General features: G+C 54.4%; 18 protein-coding genes. 8 read left to right on the top strand and 10 right to left on the bottom strand.

The genetic code is table 11. The features are described 5' to 3' along the window. Positions 1 to 39 precede the first annotated feature (39 nt). The 5 genes from QZ280_RS12570 to rsgA all read left to right on the top strand — a co-directional run bounded on the left by QZ280_RS12570 (position 40) and on the right by rsgA (position 4,488). Positions 40 to 504, top strand: coding sequence for a peroxiredoxin (locus QZ280_RS12570; RefSeq protein WP_293444716.1), 465 nt, complete (start codon positions 40 to 42; stop codon positions 502 to 504). After that, the gene (locus tag QZ280_RS12575) at positions 501 to 1,328 is read left to right on the top strand and encodes a ferritin-like domain-containing protein (RefSeq protein ID WP_293444718.1); all 828 of its coding nucleotides are present in this window, start codon (positions 501 to 503) and stop codon (positions 1,326 to 1,328) included. Before QZ280_RS12570 ends, QZ280_RS12575 begins: the two co-directional genes overlap by 4 nt. Before the next feature lie 200 nt (positions 1,329 to 1,528). Next, positions 1,529 to 2,830: a M23 family metallopeptidase gene (locus QZ280_RS12580; protein ID WP_293444720.1), complete on the top strand. Its 1,302-nt coding sequence runs from the start codon at positions 1,529 to 1,531 to the stop codon at positions 2,828 to 2,830. After that, complete coding sequence (locus QZ280_RS12585; RefSeq protein ID WP_293444722.1) at positions 2,820 to 3,326, top strand: polymer-forming cytoskeletal protein; 507 nt, start codon at positions 2,820 to 2,822, stop codon at positions 3,324 to 3,326. The genes QZ280_RS12580 and QZ280_RS12585 overlap by 11 nt, the downstream gene beginning before the upstream one ends. 82 nt (positions 3,327 to 3,408) lie before the next feature. Further along, positions 3,409 to 4,488 carry a ribosome small subunit-dependent GTPase A gene (gene rsgA, locus QZ280_RS12590; protein ID WP_293444723.1) on the top strand — a complete coding sequence of 360 codons (1,080 nt, stop codon included), beginning with the start codon at positions 3,409 to 3,411 and terminating at the stop codon, positions 4,486 to 4,488. 11 nt (positions 4,489 to 4,499) lie between these two features. Here the strand turns inward: rsgA and QZ280_RS12595 are convergent, their stop codons facing one another. The 5 genes from QZ280_RS12595 to QZ280_RS12615 all read right to left on the bottom strand — a co-directional run bounded on the left by QZ280_RS12595 (position 4,500) and on the right by QZ280_RS12615 (position 8,347). Beyond that, positions 4,500 to 5,099: an HNH endonuclease gene (locus tag QZ280_RS12595; protein WP_293444725.1), complete on the bottom strand. Its 600-nt coding sequence runs from the start codon at positions 5,097 to 5,099 to the stop codon at positions 4,500 to 4,502. A 195-nt stretch (positions 5,100 to 5,294) separates the two neighbouring features. Further along, complete coding sequence (locus QZ280_RS12600) at positions 5,295 to 5,960, bottom strand: alpha/beta fold hydrolase (RefSeq protein ID WP_293444727.1); 666 nt, start codon at positions 5,958 to 5,960, stop codon at positions 5,295 to 5,297. Next, entirely contained in the window at positions 5,957 to 6,586 is a 630-nt protein-coding gene (locus QZ280_RS12605) for a DNA-3-methyladenine glycosylase 2 family protein (protein WP_293444729.1), read from the bottom strand. The genes QZ280_RS12600 and QZ280_RS12605 overlap by 4 nt, the downstream gene beginning before the upstream one ends. Next, positions 6,579 to 7,310: a cobalt-precorrin-6A reductase gene (locus QZ280_RS12610; protein ID WP_293444731.1), complete on the bottom strand. Its 732-nt coding sequence runs from the start codon at positions 7,308 to 7,310 to the stop codon at positions 6,579 to 6,581. Before QZ280_RS12610 ends, QZ280_RS12605 begins: the two co-directional genes overlap by 8 nt. Next, positions 7,307 to 8,347 (bottom strand): cobalt-precorrin-5B (C(1))-methyltransferase, encoded by a 1,041-nt coding sequence (locus QZ280_RS12615; protein ID WP_293444733.1) that lies wholly within the window; start codon positions 8,345 to 8,347, stop codon positions 7,307 to 7,309. Before QZ280_RS12615 ends, QZ280_RS12610 begins: the two co-directional genes overlap by 4 nt. A 96-nt stretch (positions 8,348 to 8,443) precedes the next feature. Here QZ280_RS12615 and cobA point away from each other — a divergent pair, with 96 nt between their 5' ends. Genes cobA through QZ280_RS12630 form a run of 3 tightly spaced genes read left to right on the top strand, consistent with a single transcriptional unit; the run spans position 8,444 to position 11,852 of the window. After that, positions 8,444 to 9,307: a uroporphyrinogen-III C-methyltransferase gene (cobA, locus tag QZ280_RS12620; protein WP_293444735.1), complete on the top strand. Its 864-nt coding sequence runs from the start codon at positions 8,444 to 8,446 to the stop codon at positions 9,305 to 9,307. Continuing rightward, complete coding sequence (locus QZ280_RS12625; protein ID WP_293444737.1) at positions 9,304 to 10,578, top strand: cobyrinate a,c-diamide synthase; 1,275 nt, start codon at positions 9,304 to 9,306, stop codon at positions 10,576 to 10,578. The genes cobA and QZ280_RS12625 overlap by 4 nt, the downstream gene beginning before the upstream one ends. A gap of 41 nt (positions 10,579 to 10,619) precedes the next feature. After that, positions 10,620 to 11,852, top strand: coding sequence for an MFS transporter (locus QZ280_RS12630; RefSeq protein ID WP_293444739.1), 1,233 nt, complete (start codon positions 10,620 to 10,622; stop codon positions 11,850 to 11,852). Here QZ280_RS12630 and QZ280_RS12635 read toward each other — a convergent pair. The 5 genes from QZ280_RS12635 to QZ280_RS12655 are packed head-to-tail and all read right to left on the bottom strand — an operon-like array spanning position 11,838 to position 13,791. Then, positions 11,838 to 12,605, bottom strand: coding sequence for a squalene/phytoene synthase family protein (locus QZ280_RS12635; RefSeq protein WP_293444741.1), 768 nt, complete (start codon positions 12,603 to 12,605; stop codon positions 11,838 to 11,840). The genes QZ280_RS12630 and QZ280_RS12635 overlap by 15 nt on opposite strands. Continuing rightward, positions 12,602 to 12,781 carry a hypothetical protein gene (locus QZ280_RS12640; protein ID WP_293444743.1) on the bottom strand — a complete coding sequence of 60 codons (180 nt, stop codon included), beginning with the start codon at positions 12,779 to 12,781 and terminating at the stop codon, positions 12,602 to 12,604. The genes QZ280_RS12635 and QZ280_RS12640 overlap by 4 nt, the downstream gene beginning before the upstream one ends. Continuing rightward, positions 12,744 to 13,322 carry an alpha/beta fold hydrolase gene (locus QZ280_RS12645; RefSeq protein ID WP_365734746.1) on the bottom strand — a complete coding sequence of 193 codons (579 nt, stop codon included), beginning with the start codon at positions 13,320 to 13,322 and terminating at the stop codon, positions 12,744 to 12,746. The genes QZ280_RS12640 and QZ280_RS12645 overlap by 38 nt, the downstream gene beginning before the upstream one ends. Next, complete coding sequence (locus tag QZ280_RS12650) at positions 13,277 to 13,585, bottom strand: hypothetical protein (RefSeq protein ID WP_293444745.1); 309 nt, start codon at positions 13,583 to 13,585, stop codon at positions 13,277 to 13,279. The genes QZ280_RS12645 and QZ280_RS12650 overlap by 46 nt, the downstream gene beginning before the upstream one ends. After that, a complete protein-coding gene (locus tag QZ280_RS12655) occupies positions 13,567 to 13,791 on the bottom strand; it encodes a helix-turn-helix domain-containing protein (protein WP_293444747.1) in 225 nt (74 codons plus the stop codon). The genes QZ280_RS12650 and QZ280_RS12655 overlap by 19 nt, the downstream gene beginning before the upstream one ends. Between the last annotated feature and the right edge of the window lie 96 nt (positions 13,792 to 13,887).

Consider the following 13,887-nt stretch of genomic DNA (forward strand, 5'->3'; position numbering starts at 1 on the left):
ATATGAAACTTAAGTCTAGTAAAAGTAAGAGGATGCCAAATGATTGATATCGGTGACAAAGCGCCTGACTTTACCCTACCTGCCAGCGGCGATCGCACGATTACCCTTTCGGATGCGTCGAGTCCTGTTGTTTTGTTCTTTTATCCCCGCGACGACACCCCCGGCTGTACAAAAGAGGCGATCGCCTTCACCGGAATGGAAGATGATTTCGTAGCATTGGGCGTCACGATATGGGGCATTTCAGCCGATAGCGTCGCAAGCCACGAGAAATTTGCAACAAAACACGCGCTCAAGATGCCGCTTTTGTCAGACGAAGATAACGCCACCTGTGAGGCCTATGGGGTGTGGAAAGAAAAGAATATGTACGGCAAAAAATTTATCGGTATTGAGCGCGCAACATTTTTGATTGCAGCCGATGGCACACTTGCGCAGGTCTGGCGCAAGGTGAAAGTGCCTGGTCACGCAGAAACCGTGCTAGAGGCCGCGAAGGCGCTACATTCTTGAAACCTCTCGCGGTAATGGCGCTTGATGTGCTGCAAACGGCCGACGGGCGCGCGAAAACTGCTCTCTCTCATAAGTATGCAGCAGAGTGGCGTGTCGCACGTGCAGATGGCTATTTCCCCGAGATTGGCAGCGTTTCACCCCCCATGCACCCTGCCCGACCCGAGGCACCTGAATTGTTGTCGCCGCGTGAGGTACCACACCGCAAGCCAGGTTCTGAAACCGGCCGCATCGCCCTTCTTCACGCCGTCGCTCATATCGAACTGAATGCGGTGGACCTACACTGGGACATCATCGCGCGCTTTAGCCATATACCTTTGCCCGCAGGGTTTTATGACGACTGGGTCAGCGCGGCGGATGACGAATCCAAACATTTCAATCTGATGTGCGATTGTCTTGAGGAGTTGGGCAGCTTCTATGGGGCATTGACTGCGCATGCGGGTATGTGGCGCGCGGCTGAGGACACGGCAGAAGACTTCATGGGACGCCTCGCGGTGGTTCCGATGGTTTTGGAAGCGCGCGGGCTAGATGTCACACCTGGTATGATCAAAGTATTTCAAAACGCCAAAGCCGAGAGCGCCGTTGCCGCGTTAGAAACAATCTATGCCGAAGAAGTAAGCCACGTCGCCTATGGCTCTAAATGGTTCAACTTTATGTGCGGGCGCGAGAACAAGGATCCAAAAGAGGTCTTTCACAAGCTCGTGCGCACCTATTTCCACGGCACATTGAAACCACCTTTCAACGAAGAAAAACGCGCCGATGCGGGCATTCCACCTGATTTTTACTGGCCTCTGACAGAAGATTTGCCTGACCCGCAAGGCGAGTGACGAAAGTCTCACACGCCAATTTTCAGCGATTTTTAGCCACAATTTTTATTTAATTTCCATGCTTTACCTAAACGTAGGTGCCAAATGACTTGCGTGAACGCGGCCTGCTAGCTATTTAAGCACTCAAGGGGCCACAGGACTTTCACTCGAGTGCTGAAACGAGCGCAATCTGTCGGGCTGGGACGAAAAGGGACGCTGGTTTGAAAAAACGGCTTTCGATGAAAATTAATTCGTTTTTGGAACGCCATTTTCCTGAACGCAGGGTCTTTCTGCGCTCCGATTCGGACACGCGCTTTATTCGCTTGCGTCCGTCCACTCAAATCATTGCATATGTTGGCGCTGCGTCAATCGTAACTTGGTCGATTGTTGCAACGTCCATTTTGTTGATGGACAGCATTGGCTCCGGAAATTTCCGCGACCAAGCCAAACGTGACCAGAGTGCCTATGAGCGCCGTTTGAACGAGCTCTCTAGCGAGCGCGACGCGCGCGCCGCCGAAGCTCTTGCAGCGCAAGAACGGTTTAACGCGGCTTTGAGCCAAATTTCTGTTATGCAGTCCGAATTGTTGTCGTCCGAAACGCGCCGCCGCGAATTGGAAACTGGGATCGATGTGATCCAAACCACTCTGCGTAAAACTATGAAAGACCGAGAAGCCGCGCGTGACCAAGTGGCCCAGCTTTCAGATGGCGGCGCAGGTGTTGCTGCGAACAGTGCTAGCGATGACGCGGCTTTGAATTTCTTGACCGCTGCTCTGGAATCCACCGCGCAAGAGCGCGACAAAGTGGTTGAGGATGCGCAAGATGCCCTCTTGCAAGCAGAAGAAATGAAGTCTGAGATCCAAATGATGGCAGACAAAAACGATCAAATCTTCCGCCAACTTGAAGAAGCAATGACTGTTTCAGTCAAACCACTCGATAAGATGTTTCGTGCCGCTGGTATGAACACGGACCGCATTTTGAATGAAGTACGCAAAGGTTATTCCGGCCAAGGTGGCCCCTTGATGCCGCTAAGTTTTTCGACCCGTGGTTCTGCTGAAACACCTGAGACGAATCGCGCGAATAATATCCTGAGGGACATGGATCGTCTCAACCTTTACCGCATCGCTGCTCAGAAAGCGCCATTTGCGAAGCCTATTAAAAGCGCGTCCCGCTTAACATCTGGTTTCGGATATCGTTGGGGTCGCATGCACAAAGGTACGGACTTTGCAGCACCACATGGCACACCGATTTACTCCACTGCGGATGGCGTTGTGATCCACGCAGATTGGCTGTCTGGCTACGGCAAACTCGTGAAAATTCAACACCAGTTCGGTATCGAGACGCGCTACGCTCACCTTTCTAAATTCCGCGTGAAGGTCGGACAAAGGGTCTCGCGTGGTCAGCGCATTGGTGATATGGGAAACACTGGACGATCCACTGGGACCCATCTACACTACGAAGTTCGCGTCGGCGGGAAAGCCGTCAATCCGATGATTTATATTAAGGCTGCAAACGATGTTTTCTAAAAGCAAAATCAACGAACCCGGCCCCAAGGCGGGCGGCACCACTCCAGTAGCAGCGGAGACTTCTTCTGGGGCGCCTGCATTGCCTGCGCGCTCGAGCGAGTTCAAGGCCTCTGCCCCAAAGGCAAAGCCACCGGCCTCAACCTTGTCTGCAGACCTGCACGTCACGGGTAACTTGAAAACCACTGGCGACGTTCAAGTCGAAGGCACAGTTGAGGGCGACATTCGCGCGCACTTGCTGACCATCGGTGAAAGCGCGACAATCAAAGGCGAAGTAATCGCAGACGATGTGGTCGTGAATGGCCGTATCGTTGGGCGTGTACGTGGTTTGAAAGTACGCTTGACGTCGACCGCACGTGTTGAGGGTGACATTATCCACAAGACGATAGCAATCGAGAGCGGTGCGCACTTTGAAGGTTCCGTGCAGCGTCAGGATGATCCGCTGAATTCTAAGGGCGCTGGTAAAGTCCCAACCGGCGCTCCGTCGAAGTCCGAGTGATCATCGACAGCGCAACGAATTTGATTGAGGGTCGCGCTTTGCGGCCCTTTTTCATGTGCGCTTGCATGTTCTGGGATGCGTCATGAGCCGCAACTACGATGTATTCCTGCCTAACGCAGCCACACGCCCAGCCTTTGAAAGTCCGTTAGAACGCCTTGGCTGGTCAGGTTTTTTTGCGCGACAAACCCCAGCGGATGCGATGGAGCAAACACCGCCTGTGCGCGTCACATCCGTGCATCGAAGTGGTTTGCAAGTGATCGGCGCTGACATCTCCGCCGTGCTGCCACCGCGCAAGAATGCTACAGTCGGTGATTGGTTTCTCTATAACGCGGAAACGCTCGCGGAGAGTGTTCTGCTCGAACGCAAAAGCCTGATCAAGCGACGTTCGCCTGGAAAAGACCGTTTCGAACAGCTGATCGCCGCCAATATCGACACCGCCTTCATCGTGACATCCTGCAACGCGGACTTCAACATTGCGCGGCTTGAACGCTATGTGGCCCTTGCCTTTGACGCAGATGTGACGCCCGTTATATTGTTAACCAAAATCGACCTCTGTGACGATGTCGATCCCTATGTTGAGCAAGCGCAAAGTATCTCTGACCTTGTCGCCGTGATGCCGTTGAATGCGAAATCGGATGATACGGTTTCACAGCTCGCAACGTGGTGTATTAAAGGTCAAACCGTCGCTTTCCTTGGTTCTTCTGGTGTTGGAAAATCCACCCTAACCAATGCTTTAGCAGGCAGCGATGCCATTGAAACCGGCGAAATCCGTGAGATTGACAGCAAAGGCCGTCACACGACAACGCGGCGTGAATTGCATTTTGTCGCAAGCGGTTGCGCTGTCCTAGACACGCCTGGTATGCGCGAATTGCAGCTGACGGATGCGGCGGCGGGCGTTGGCGATCTGTTCGCAGATCTCGAGACGCTTCAAACCCTATGCAAATTTCGCGATTGCGCCCATGACAGCGAACCCAGCTGCGCGGTTAAGGCAGCATTAAATAACGGTGACATTGATCAAGCACGGGTGACGCGCTGGCGCAGATTGGTTGCGGAAGATGCGTTCAACACCGCCTCTCTGAGCGAACGGAAGCACAAAGAAAAGAACCTTAGCAAAATCATCAAATCTCTGGATATGAAAAACAGAAACGAACGGCCGAAGTAAGACACGTTTCATTACGCTTCCAAATCAGCACCCCAATAAAGAAAATCAAGCCATGTCTGATTCAATTCACTTTGCACACGTGCCAGTTTGCGACCAACCTTATCAAGCTCACGCGGCGACGGCGCACGCGGTTTGCGCAGCAGTTTCATCCCTGCCTCGCGCGGCGTTCTATTGCTCTTGCGAAGGTTGCAGGATTGGCATGCCGCCACAATATTTTCAAAAGTGGCTGGCCCCTTGCGAGAACGCGGCAGCACGTGATCAAATGTCAGATCCTTGGCTGGTTTCTTCGCACCGCAATATTGGCAGCGAAACCCATCTCGCAAGAACAGATTGAAGCGCGTGAACGCCGCATTCTGGCGTTTGTGATACTGTCGTAGGCACACAACGGCGGGCACTTCAAAGGCTTGCGTCGCGGAGCGTATCTCGAGATCTTCATATGTTTTCAGTTGGATAACACGGTCTTGCAACACGGCGGTCATCGCTTCTTGCCACGACCACGTCGACAAAGGCATCCAGCTCAGCGGTTGCATATCCGCGTTCAACACCAGTGTGCGATGGGTGTTGAGCTTCTTCATATGTGAAGGGGTGGACAACACCTCAACGCTCATCATGAAAGCACCCCATTACATAGGGTCTTCGTGCAGTTTCTACGGTCGGTTCTGATGATTTTCTTGAACCCGCATCCCCCATCGATTGCAGCAAAAACGCAGGGTTAGTCCCGTGCTGCTTCACGGACACTATATATGGGGTTCACACTCTGGCAAGCGTCTTCATGCAGGGCTTGCCAAAGCGTTGTTTTACAAAGGTTAAAGGTTCAATTTATCGCGCATAAACGCCAAAGCCACGGACAGGCCATCGGGTGCAATGCCATGTGCCGTGCCTTTCATGATATGCGCGAACACATCCTCAAATCCTGCTTTTTGGAGCGCATCCGCCGCCTCAGGCAGTGATTGAACTGGCACAACATCATCCGCGTCGCCGTGAACTAAGAGGATCGGAGGGCGCACAACCACGTCATCGACCAAATCCTCAGGCGCAAGCAAACGACCTGAGAACCCGACAACACCTGCTACTTCGTCTTCGCGGCGTGGGGCCACATGTAACGCCATCATCGTGCCTTGGGAAAAGCCGAACAGCACGACCTGCTCGGGCAACACATCTTCGTCCACCATCAAAGCATCAAGAAAGGCGTTCAAGTCTGCGACAGCTGCGGTCATGCCGCGCTCAGCCTCCTCCTCAGATGAGCCATCGATCCACGGGATAGGAAACCATTGGAACCCCATGGGCGCGCCTGCGCAATCTTCGGGAGCATCGGGGGCCACGAACAACGTGTCAGGCAAATGTTCGCCCAAAGGATCTGCCAGCCCCAAAAGATCCGCTCCATTTGCACCATATCCGTGTAAGAACACCACAACAGAGCGCGTTTCGCCGGAAACAGCCTCTTTACGCTGAGAATTTAAAACTCGTGTCATCGCATTCCTTCCCGTGATTTCACAACGCGGTAGTAGGCCCAAAGCACGCGCGCTGCAACCGAGCGCCACGGCGACCAGTCACCTGCAATCTCGCGCATTTGTTTTTCTTTGGGCCGCTCTGGCAGATCCAGCAGAACTTTTGCAGCCTCTTGCAACGCAAGATCGCCATGCGCGAACACATCAGCGCGTCCCAAACTGAACATCGCGTAGATTTCAGCAGTCCATTGCCCTATCCCAGTTACCTGCGTGAGCGTTTTGATAACTTCATCCGAAGGCATGTCGCGCAGAGCTGAGTAGTCGATCCGCGCTTCCGCCAGAGCGCGTGAGTAGCGCATTTTCTGACCACTTAAGCCGCCAGCGCGCAGGTCTTCGTCGCTTGCCTGCGCAATCCTATCTTCCGAGGTCAGATTGAGCCCTTCCATACGCGCCCAAATCGCATTGGCGGAGGCCACCGACACTTGCTGGCCGATAATCGCATTCAACAACTGCGCAAAACCTTCATCCTTCAAACGCAGAGGCAACGGGCCAACTTCCTCAATCGCGCTTTTGAAGCGAGAGTCATATTCAGCCAACCATTGCGCGCCCTCTAGGACACAAGTGCCGCCTTTGATAATGCATTCATCCATGTCTCAAACCCCACTCAATTGCGTGCTTAACGGTCGTGACAGTTCTCGCATCCGGCATATCAGGTCGTTCGATCATGCCAACGTGCAATCCGAGTTCACGGGCGGCTTCAAGTTTCGAAAAACTCGCCGTTCCACCAGCATTTTTCACAATGAGCCAATCCACTACGAGCTTGCGAAACAACGCGATTTCATCCGCGACTGAGAACGGTGGTCGCCCGATCAAGAACTCACCCTTTGGAAATGGGAATGGGCCATCGGGTGGGTCAATTTGACGACAAATCAAACGGCAATTCGATAGATTTTCAAATTTATTCAGTGTCTTGCGACCCGTTGCTAAGAAAACGGTTGAGGAAGGTTTTATATGCGCCGCAGCCTCTGTTTCATCGACGAGCGATGTCCAGAGATCCTGTTCTGTAGCTACCCAAGCAGGCCGCGCAAAGAGACAATACGGGATATTCAACGCAACGCAGACCCTATGAGAGCGCTGAGAAATATCGTGCGCAAACGGGTGCGTCGCATCAAGGACAGCGGTGATCTCATGCTCTTTCAAGTATGTCTCAAACCCAGATGCGCCACCAAACCCACCAATACGCGTCGGCACCGCTTGATTGCGGGGATTGCGTGTCGCGCCCGCGAGCGAGGCGATCAAGCTCACACCATTTTGATGTAGTGTAGCAGCAATCTCACGCCCTTCGCCGGTACCTGAGAGGATTAGAATCGTCATGCGCGCGCCAAGACCTCACCTTTGCGATCAATTACCACGACATCTGCGGACACAGTATCGGGAAGCATGTCAGAAATCGTTGAAAGCGCATTCTGCGCGACCCAATTTGCCATAGGTTTTCCAATGGTTTCATAGGCCTGCAGCGCTGTGTTCATATCTGCAATTTCTGACCGACCGAGCACTTGCCCCAGCGCCACAAGATCCACTTGAGAGCGGCCCGAATGCAAATCCCGCGCGCCCTGGGCAAGTTTGGTCATCTTACCAATCCCGCCGCCAATCGTGATACGCGGCACAGGGTGTTTGGCAAGATACTTGAGCAAACCACCCACAAAATCTCCCATATCCAACATCGCGTGATCTGGCAGTTCATAAAGGCCCTGCACCACGCGCTCGCTGGTCGCCCCAGTGCAGCCCGCCACATGCGGCAGATTTTCAGCGCAGGCCACATCAATGCCACGGTGGATAGACGCAATCCAAGCCGCGCAACTGAAGGGCCGAACGATGCCTGTGGTACCAAGGATCGAGAGACCGCCAATGATGCCAAGACGCGGGTTCCATGTTTTCAGCGCCAGCGCTGCGCCGTTTGGCACGCTCAATGTGATCTCGATATCAGGCGCTTCGCCAAGGCGCGCGGCGGTATCATTTACCACTGCACGCATCATCTCGCGCGGTACAGGATTAATTGCAGGCTCGCCCACCGTGATTGGCAAACCGGGGCGTGTGACATGACCAATGCCAACGCCACCTTTGAACACGATTCCGCCATCTGATATTTTCAAGGAGGCCTCGATCAAGGCTTGGTGTGTCACATCAGGATCATCGCCCGCATCCTTTATGATCGACGCCTTGGCCCAACCATCGCCCACTTCGCTGTGTTCAATCTGAAACACAGGCGTTTCCCCACGCGGCAAGGTGATCTGCACCTTGTTTGGTACACGACCTTCCCACAAACCGCAAAGCGCGGCCTGAACCGCGCCGGTCGCGCAGGCTCCCGTGGTCCAGCCACGGCGCAATTCTATGTCTGGTTTCCGCGTCATTGCCCGCACCTTAGCGACGCAATCACATGCCGCCAATTCCTCATTCGATGTCGCATGCCACCTTTCGTTTAATTTTTGCAAAGGCCATAAGAGGGCATGAGCGATTCACATTCTCCATTGCCCGCATTGCCCGGCACTGTTTGGCCCACATTCCAGCCTGGCTGGGTGTGGCTTGCAGGCGCGGGACCCGGCGATCCCGGCCTTTTGACCTTGCATGCGCTCAATGCGCTGCGACAAGCGGATGTGATCGTCTATGACGCGCTCGTTCAAAACGCGATTTTGGAGTGGGCCCCGCAGGCCGAGCATATTTATGCAGGCAAACGCGGTGGTAAACCGTCGGCAAAGCAACGCGATATTTCATTGCATCTTGTGGAACTCGCACGCGCGGGCAAACGGGTGTTGCGCTTGAAGGGCGGCGATCCGTTCGTGTTCGGTCGTGGCGGTGAAGAAGGCCAAACCCTTGTGCAACACAGCGTGCCCATCCGCATTATCCCCGGCATCAGCGCGGGGATTGGCGGGCTGGCCTATGCGGGCATTCCAGTGACACACCGCGACGTGAACCAGTCTGTGACCTTTGTGACCGGACATGACCAGACGGGCGGCGCGCCCTCATCGTTGAATTGGAAAGCCATTGCAGACGGCGCGCAGGTGTTGGTGATTTATATGGGTATGAAGCATGTGGATCGCATCGCCAACGCGCTCTTGGACGCGGGACGTGATCCGATGGAGCCTGCGGCTGTTGTGACCTCCGCTACCACCGAAGATCAGAATGTGCTGGAGACCACGCTTGGCACGATGGCGGCTGATATTGCTGCGGCGAACCTGAAACCACCGTCGATCTTATGCATCGGCCGCTCCGTTCTCATGCGTCAAGCTCTGGATTGGCAAAGCATCGCGCAAGGGTTCGAGCCACGCAATGATGACCCCTTGGGACGAGGCCGACCCGCAGAAGCATCATGAAACGCGGCACTGGTTTCATCATTGCAGCGCCCTCATCCGGCTCGGGCAAGACCACAACCACTCTTGGAATCCTGCGCGCATTCAAACGACTTGGTGTCGACATTCGTGGCGCGAAATCAGGACCTGATTATATAGATCCACGTTTTCACGAAGCCGCCTCTGGCATGCCGTGTTTCAATTTGGACGCTTGGGCCATGTCGCCCGAACGCATAACGTCCCTTGCCGCGGGAGAAACCCCGTTGGTGATCGAGGGCGCTATGGGTCTGTTTGATGGTGCGCCCCCAGATGGGCGCGGCTCCGTCGCGGATCTTGCGCGACAATTGCGGTTGCCAGTTGTTTTGGTCGTTGATGCGTCGCGCATAGCGCAGTCCATTGCGCCCACGGTGATCGGATTTGCACATTTTGATCCAGACGTGCGCGTCGCCGGCGTGATCCTGAACAAAGTCGGCAGCGGCCGCCATGAAACGATATTGCGACGCGCTTTGATGCCAGGTGGTTTACCTGTTTTTGGTGCGATCCCGCGCAGTGAAGGAGTTGTGCAGCCCTCACGACACCTCGGGTTGGTGCAAGCGCAGGAACGCGAAGATTTAAACGCGTTCATCGAAAGCGCGGCTGATCTGGTTGCAAACAACATCGATTTGGATCTTCTGTCTGGGTTATGTCAACCGCTGCACACCACAGAAACTGCCAGAAAAATCGTACCACCCGCACAGCGTATTGCGATTGCACGCGACAATGCATTTGCCTTCACGTACCCACATGTTTTGCAGGACTGGCAGAGCCAAGGGGCTGAGATCAGCGTCTTCTCACCACTCAATGATGATCCAGTGCCAGAGTGCGACTTCATCTTTCTCCCTGGTGGATATCCAGAACTTCACGCTGGACATTTGGCCCAAACTAGAAGTTTCATGCCGTCCTTGCGTGAAGCAGCGGCGCATACGCAAATCTACGGTGAGTGTGGTGGCTACATGTTGCTTGGCGATGGCTTGGTGGACGCAGGCGGTACCAAGCACCAAATGGCGGGGCTATTACGGCTAGTGACGTCTTTCGAGCAGCGAAAACTTCACCTTGGGTATCGCCAATTGCAAGCAAACACAGGACCGTTCACAGGCAAGTGGAACGCACATGAATTCCACTATGCAAGTACAATTAGCGCCGTGGGCAATCCGCTCTTTCAAGCAAAAGACGCAGAAGACACCACCCTGCCCGCGATGGGTTTAACCTTAGGTAATGTTGCTGGATCTTTCGCACATATAATCGATGCTGCATGAGCGAGCTTGCGGGACGCGCGCCGCGGGTCTAAGGGAGAAACATGACACGAACCGTTTCCTCCCCCCGCCGCACAGTTTTCGTTCTGATTTTGGCGCAAGCCGTGCTTGGCTCTCAGATGCCGATGCTCTTCACTATCGCTGGGCTGGCGGGGCAATCGCTTGCCTCTAATATATGTTTTGCAACAATGCCGATCTCGATGATTGTGATCGGATCAATGTGCGCAGCCACGCCGATTTCGAGCGTAATGCAGCGCTATGGACGCCGCGCAGGCTTTTGGATTGGCACCGCAGGTGGCGCCCTTGGCGGCTTGATCGGTGCGATTGCGCTTTATTATTCTAGCTTCCCGCTCTTTTTGTTCGGCAGTTTCTGCACCGGTCTCTACATGAGTGCGCAAGGTTTTTATCGCTTCGCCGCCGCCGATACCGCAGATGAAGCGTTTCGGCCCAAAGCAATTTCATATGTAATGGCGGGTGGTCTCGCAGCTGCCATTATCGGTCCCCAAATGGTCAAAGCCACCAATGGCATGGTCCCATCCGGCGATGCAACTGTGTCCGCCTTCATGGGGGCTTATATCTTTGTGTTTTTGCTTAACGCAGTCGGCTCACTGATCTTTTTGTTTATCAACATCCCTGCCCCTGCGACCCCTGCGGCGGATGCGCCTGAAGCACGCTCACGATTGGAATTGCTGAAAACGCCGCGCATCGCTGTCGCAATGATCTGCGGAATGGTGTCCTATGCGCTGATGAACCTTGTGATGACGTCCACGCCCCTTGCCGTTGTGGGTTGTGGCTATACAACAAACTACGCCGCTGACGTTGTCACGGGACACGTGCTGGCCATGTTCATTCCGTCGTTCTTTACGGGACATCTGATTGCGCACTTTGGCGTTGAGAAGATCGTCGGTGCAGGACTTGTGATCCTTGCAGCCGCAGGTGTTGTCGCACTGAATGATGTGGAGTTGAAGAATTTCTTCATCGCACTCGTTTTACTCGGCATTGGCTGGAACTTCGGCTTTATCGGGGCGACGGCGATGCTGACTTCAGCGCATGGCCCGCAAGATCGTGGCCGCGTACAGGGTATGAACGATTTGTTCGTATTTGGTGGCGTGACCATGGCATCGCTGGCATCTGGCGGCTTGATGAACTGCTCTGGTGGTGATCCAGTACAAGGCTGGACGGCTGTGAACCTTGCGATGATCCCTTTTCTAGCGCTCGCTGGCACGGCATTGACCTGGTTAATGATGCGCCCGAAAGATCCGCTACCAGCGACCTAAAAGCGCCGCTTTGGACAGCTGGATTGAGGACTTGAACGCGCCAACTTCAAGCCGGTCTTCGCCAACAGCGCGCGGATCAGAGGCGGCTTGTTTCAACACTGCCTCTGTTTGCCAAAGCGCAATGCAGCCGTGTTTTGCGAGACTGCCACGAAGTTTGCGCGCTTGCTTGAGCCTGCTTAGCCCCCCCTTGGCCAAGTCAACAATCGCCTCTGACCGCCCATCAAGCAAAGGTACGCGCTTAGCGTCTTCGAGCGCGGGTATTGCTTGGAAAAAACTCGCGAGGCCAGAAGCATAGCCCGCATCCTTCGCGACCTTCGCGTTAACCTTCGCTAGTGCGTCGCACGCGGCGAACAAAACACCCCCTGCGGTGTCCTCAAGATAAGCGGTGAACGCTGTCGCGTCCTCAAACGGGTCCTTATAGATGTCCCAACAGCGCGCAGCGATTAGGCGATCCAGCGCTTCGGCCCCCGCCTTACTCAGAACTCGCGCAAGCGGCGTTGCGACCTCGTGGCGACGCACTTCGCGTCCTTCGATGATCTCTTCCATCACATCCCGCCACCATTGCAGCCGCATTTCTGCAATCATCGGCTCTGCCGTTACCCAAGGCGCGCGTGTGATTTCAACGTTTGCAGCATAGATTGGGAACAAGATTGCACGCGCCTGCGCCGGAGCCGCCATGGCCGCGCGAAATCGTGCACCATCTCCGCGTTCAACAATCGCAGCACAAGCGTGCCAATCAGGGTCGTTGCTCACTTCAATAGTCCTCGGATCAACGTTTCGGTTGAAGCTGCGTCTACTATGCTCAGGTGGCTCTCGCCATCCGAAATATGAAAGCTGCCTTTGTCGGAGGCCGCGCTCATCACCTCCACATACTTATTCGCATAAAACGCTTCATCCTGCGCACCAGCGATCAGCGTGAAATTGGGCAAAGCGGCGATATCCTTCAGGTAGTCCATCCGCGGCACGTAGCCTGTGTTCAAACGATAGGTGTAGGAAAGCGTGGCAAGATGGCCGTATTTTCCCTCGCGCGCGGCTCTTAGGCATGTTGAATTGGATGATTTCTAGATAGTTCAAAGCGGTGATCGTGAAGGTGTTAAGCATCGACAGCCCGATGATACGGCGCGTCATCGCATGTGCCCAACCACCAGAATTCTCACGCGTTGTCGGGGCGTTGTATTTGAGAAATGGCGCGAACAAGATCGCTTCATCCATCAATGCGCCGTGCTCACCGCCTGCAAAGCGCACAACAAGACCACCGCCAGAGGAATGCCCAGCAACAATGACCTTTTGATCCTCGCGCGCTTCGGCCTTGATAAGAGCCACAAGATCATCCTCCATTTGGTTGATGAAATCCACGTCACCCCGACGTTCAGGGCTCGCCCCATGACCATGTAGATCAGGGACAACAACATAAGCATCATCTTCTAATGCATTGGCAAGACAGTTAAATTGTAAGCCACCCAGCCGGATCTATGGATCAAGATCAGCAATGGTTTGCCAGCGCCCTGCACCCCATAACTGCGGATTGGCATGTCCCAACCTTTGCCCATTGTGACGCCTTTTAGTGGGGGCACATCGCTGATGCCAAGGGCTACCGTGCTCTCGAAGTTAAGGCCTGCAGCTTCGTCAACGTCGCTTAAGGTTTTCGGACGATCATACAGGACCAGGCCAAAAGCAACCAGTGCGGTTATCACAAGGCTAACTGCTGTAAATTTCAATACTGTGATGAGCATATCAGTCGTCTTTCACGTAAAATATCATGAACAGAGCACTCAAGCGCATCTGCAATTTGCAGCGCCAGCAGTGTCGAGGGGGTGAACACACGGTTTTCAATCGTGTTGATCGATTTGCGCGAGACACCGACGGCTTCCGCCAGTAAGGCTTGGGTAAACCCCTTCTCGGTGCGATGCGCTTTGAGGGTGTTGTGCAACTCTGCCATGGCTCAAGACCGCAACGTAATGAAGCAATAGAGCAGCAGCGGCGCACCACCCGACAGGGTGCCCATCGCAGCAAAAGCCGTCTGCGAATTGAGCAT

It is taken from the genome of Planktotalea sp. (assembly GCF_018607995.1).
Classification (GTDB): domain Bacteria; phylum Pseudomonadota; class Alphaproteobacteria; order Rhodobacterales; family Rhodobacteraceae; genus Planktotalea.

What these genes read in the sequence shown, in the direction of transcription:
- QZ280_RS12570 (WP_293444716.1), top strand. Translation starts at nt 40, where the DNA reads ATGATTGATATCGGTGACAAAGCGCCTGACTTTACCCTACCTGCCAGC.
- QZ280_RS12585 (WP_293444722.1), top strand. Translation starts at nt 2,820, where the DNA reads ATGTTTTCTAAAAGCAAAATCAACGAACCCGGCCCCAAGGCGGGCGGC.
- rsgA (WP_293444723.1), top strand. Translation starts at nt 3,409, where the DNA reads ATGAGCCGCAACTACGATGTATTCCTGCCTAACGCAGCCACACGCCCA.
- QZ280_RS12595 (WP_293444725.1), bottom strand. Translation starts at nt 5,099, where the DNA reads ATGATGAGCGTTGAGGTGTTGTCCACCCCTTCACATATGAAGAAGCTC.
- QZ280_RS12600 (WP_293444727.1), bottom strand. Translation starts at nt 5,960, where the DNA reads ATGACACGAGTTTTAAATTCTCAGCGTAAAGAGGCTGTTTCCGGCGAA.
- QZ280_RS12605 (WP_293444729.1), bottom strand. Translation starts at nt 6,586, where the DNA reads ATGGATGAATGCATTATCAAAGGCGGCACTTGTGTCCTAGAGGGCGCG.
- QZ280_RS12610 (WP_293444731.1), bottom strand. Translation starts at nt 7,310, where the DNA reads ATGACGATTCTAATCCTCTCAGGTACCGGCGAAGGGCGTGAGATTGCT.
- QZ280_RS12615 (WP_293444733.1), bottom strand. Translation starts at nt 8,347, where the DNA reads ATGACGCGGAAACCAGACATAGAATTGCGCCGTGGCTGGACCACGGGA.
- cobA (WP_293444735.1), top strand. Translation starts at nt 8,444, where the DNA reads ATGAGCGATTCACATTCTCCATTGCCCGCATTGCCCGGCACTGTTTGG.
- QZ280_RS12625 (WP_293444737.1), top strand. Translation starts at nt 9,304, where the DNA reads ATGAAACGCGGCACTGGTTTCATCATTGCAGCGCCCTCATCCGGCTCG.
- QZ280_RS12630 (WP_293444739.1), top strand. Translation starts at nt 10,620, where the DNA reads ATGACACGAACCGTTTCCTCCCCCCGCCGCACAGTTTTCGTTCTGATT.
- QZ280_RS12650 (WP_293444745.1), bottom strand. Translation starts at nt 13,585, where the DNA reads ATGCTCATCACAGTATTGAAATTTACAGCAGTTAGCCTTGTGATAACC.
- QZ280_RS12655 (WP_293444747.1), bottom strand. Translation starts at nt 13,791, where the DNA reads ATGGCAGAGTTGCACAACACCCTCAAAGCGCATCGCACCGAGAAGGGG.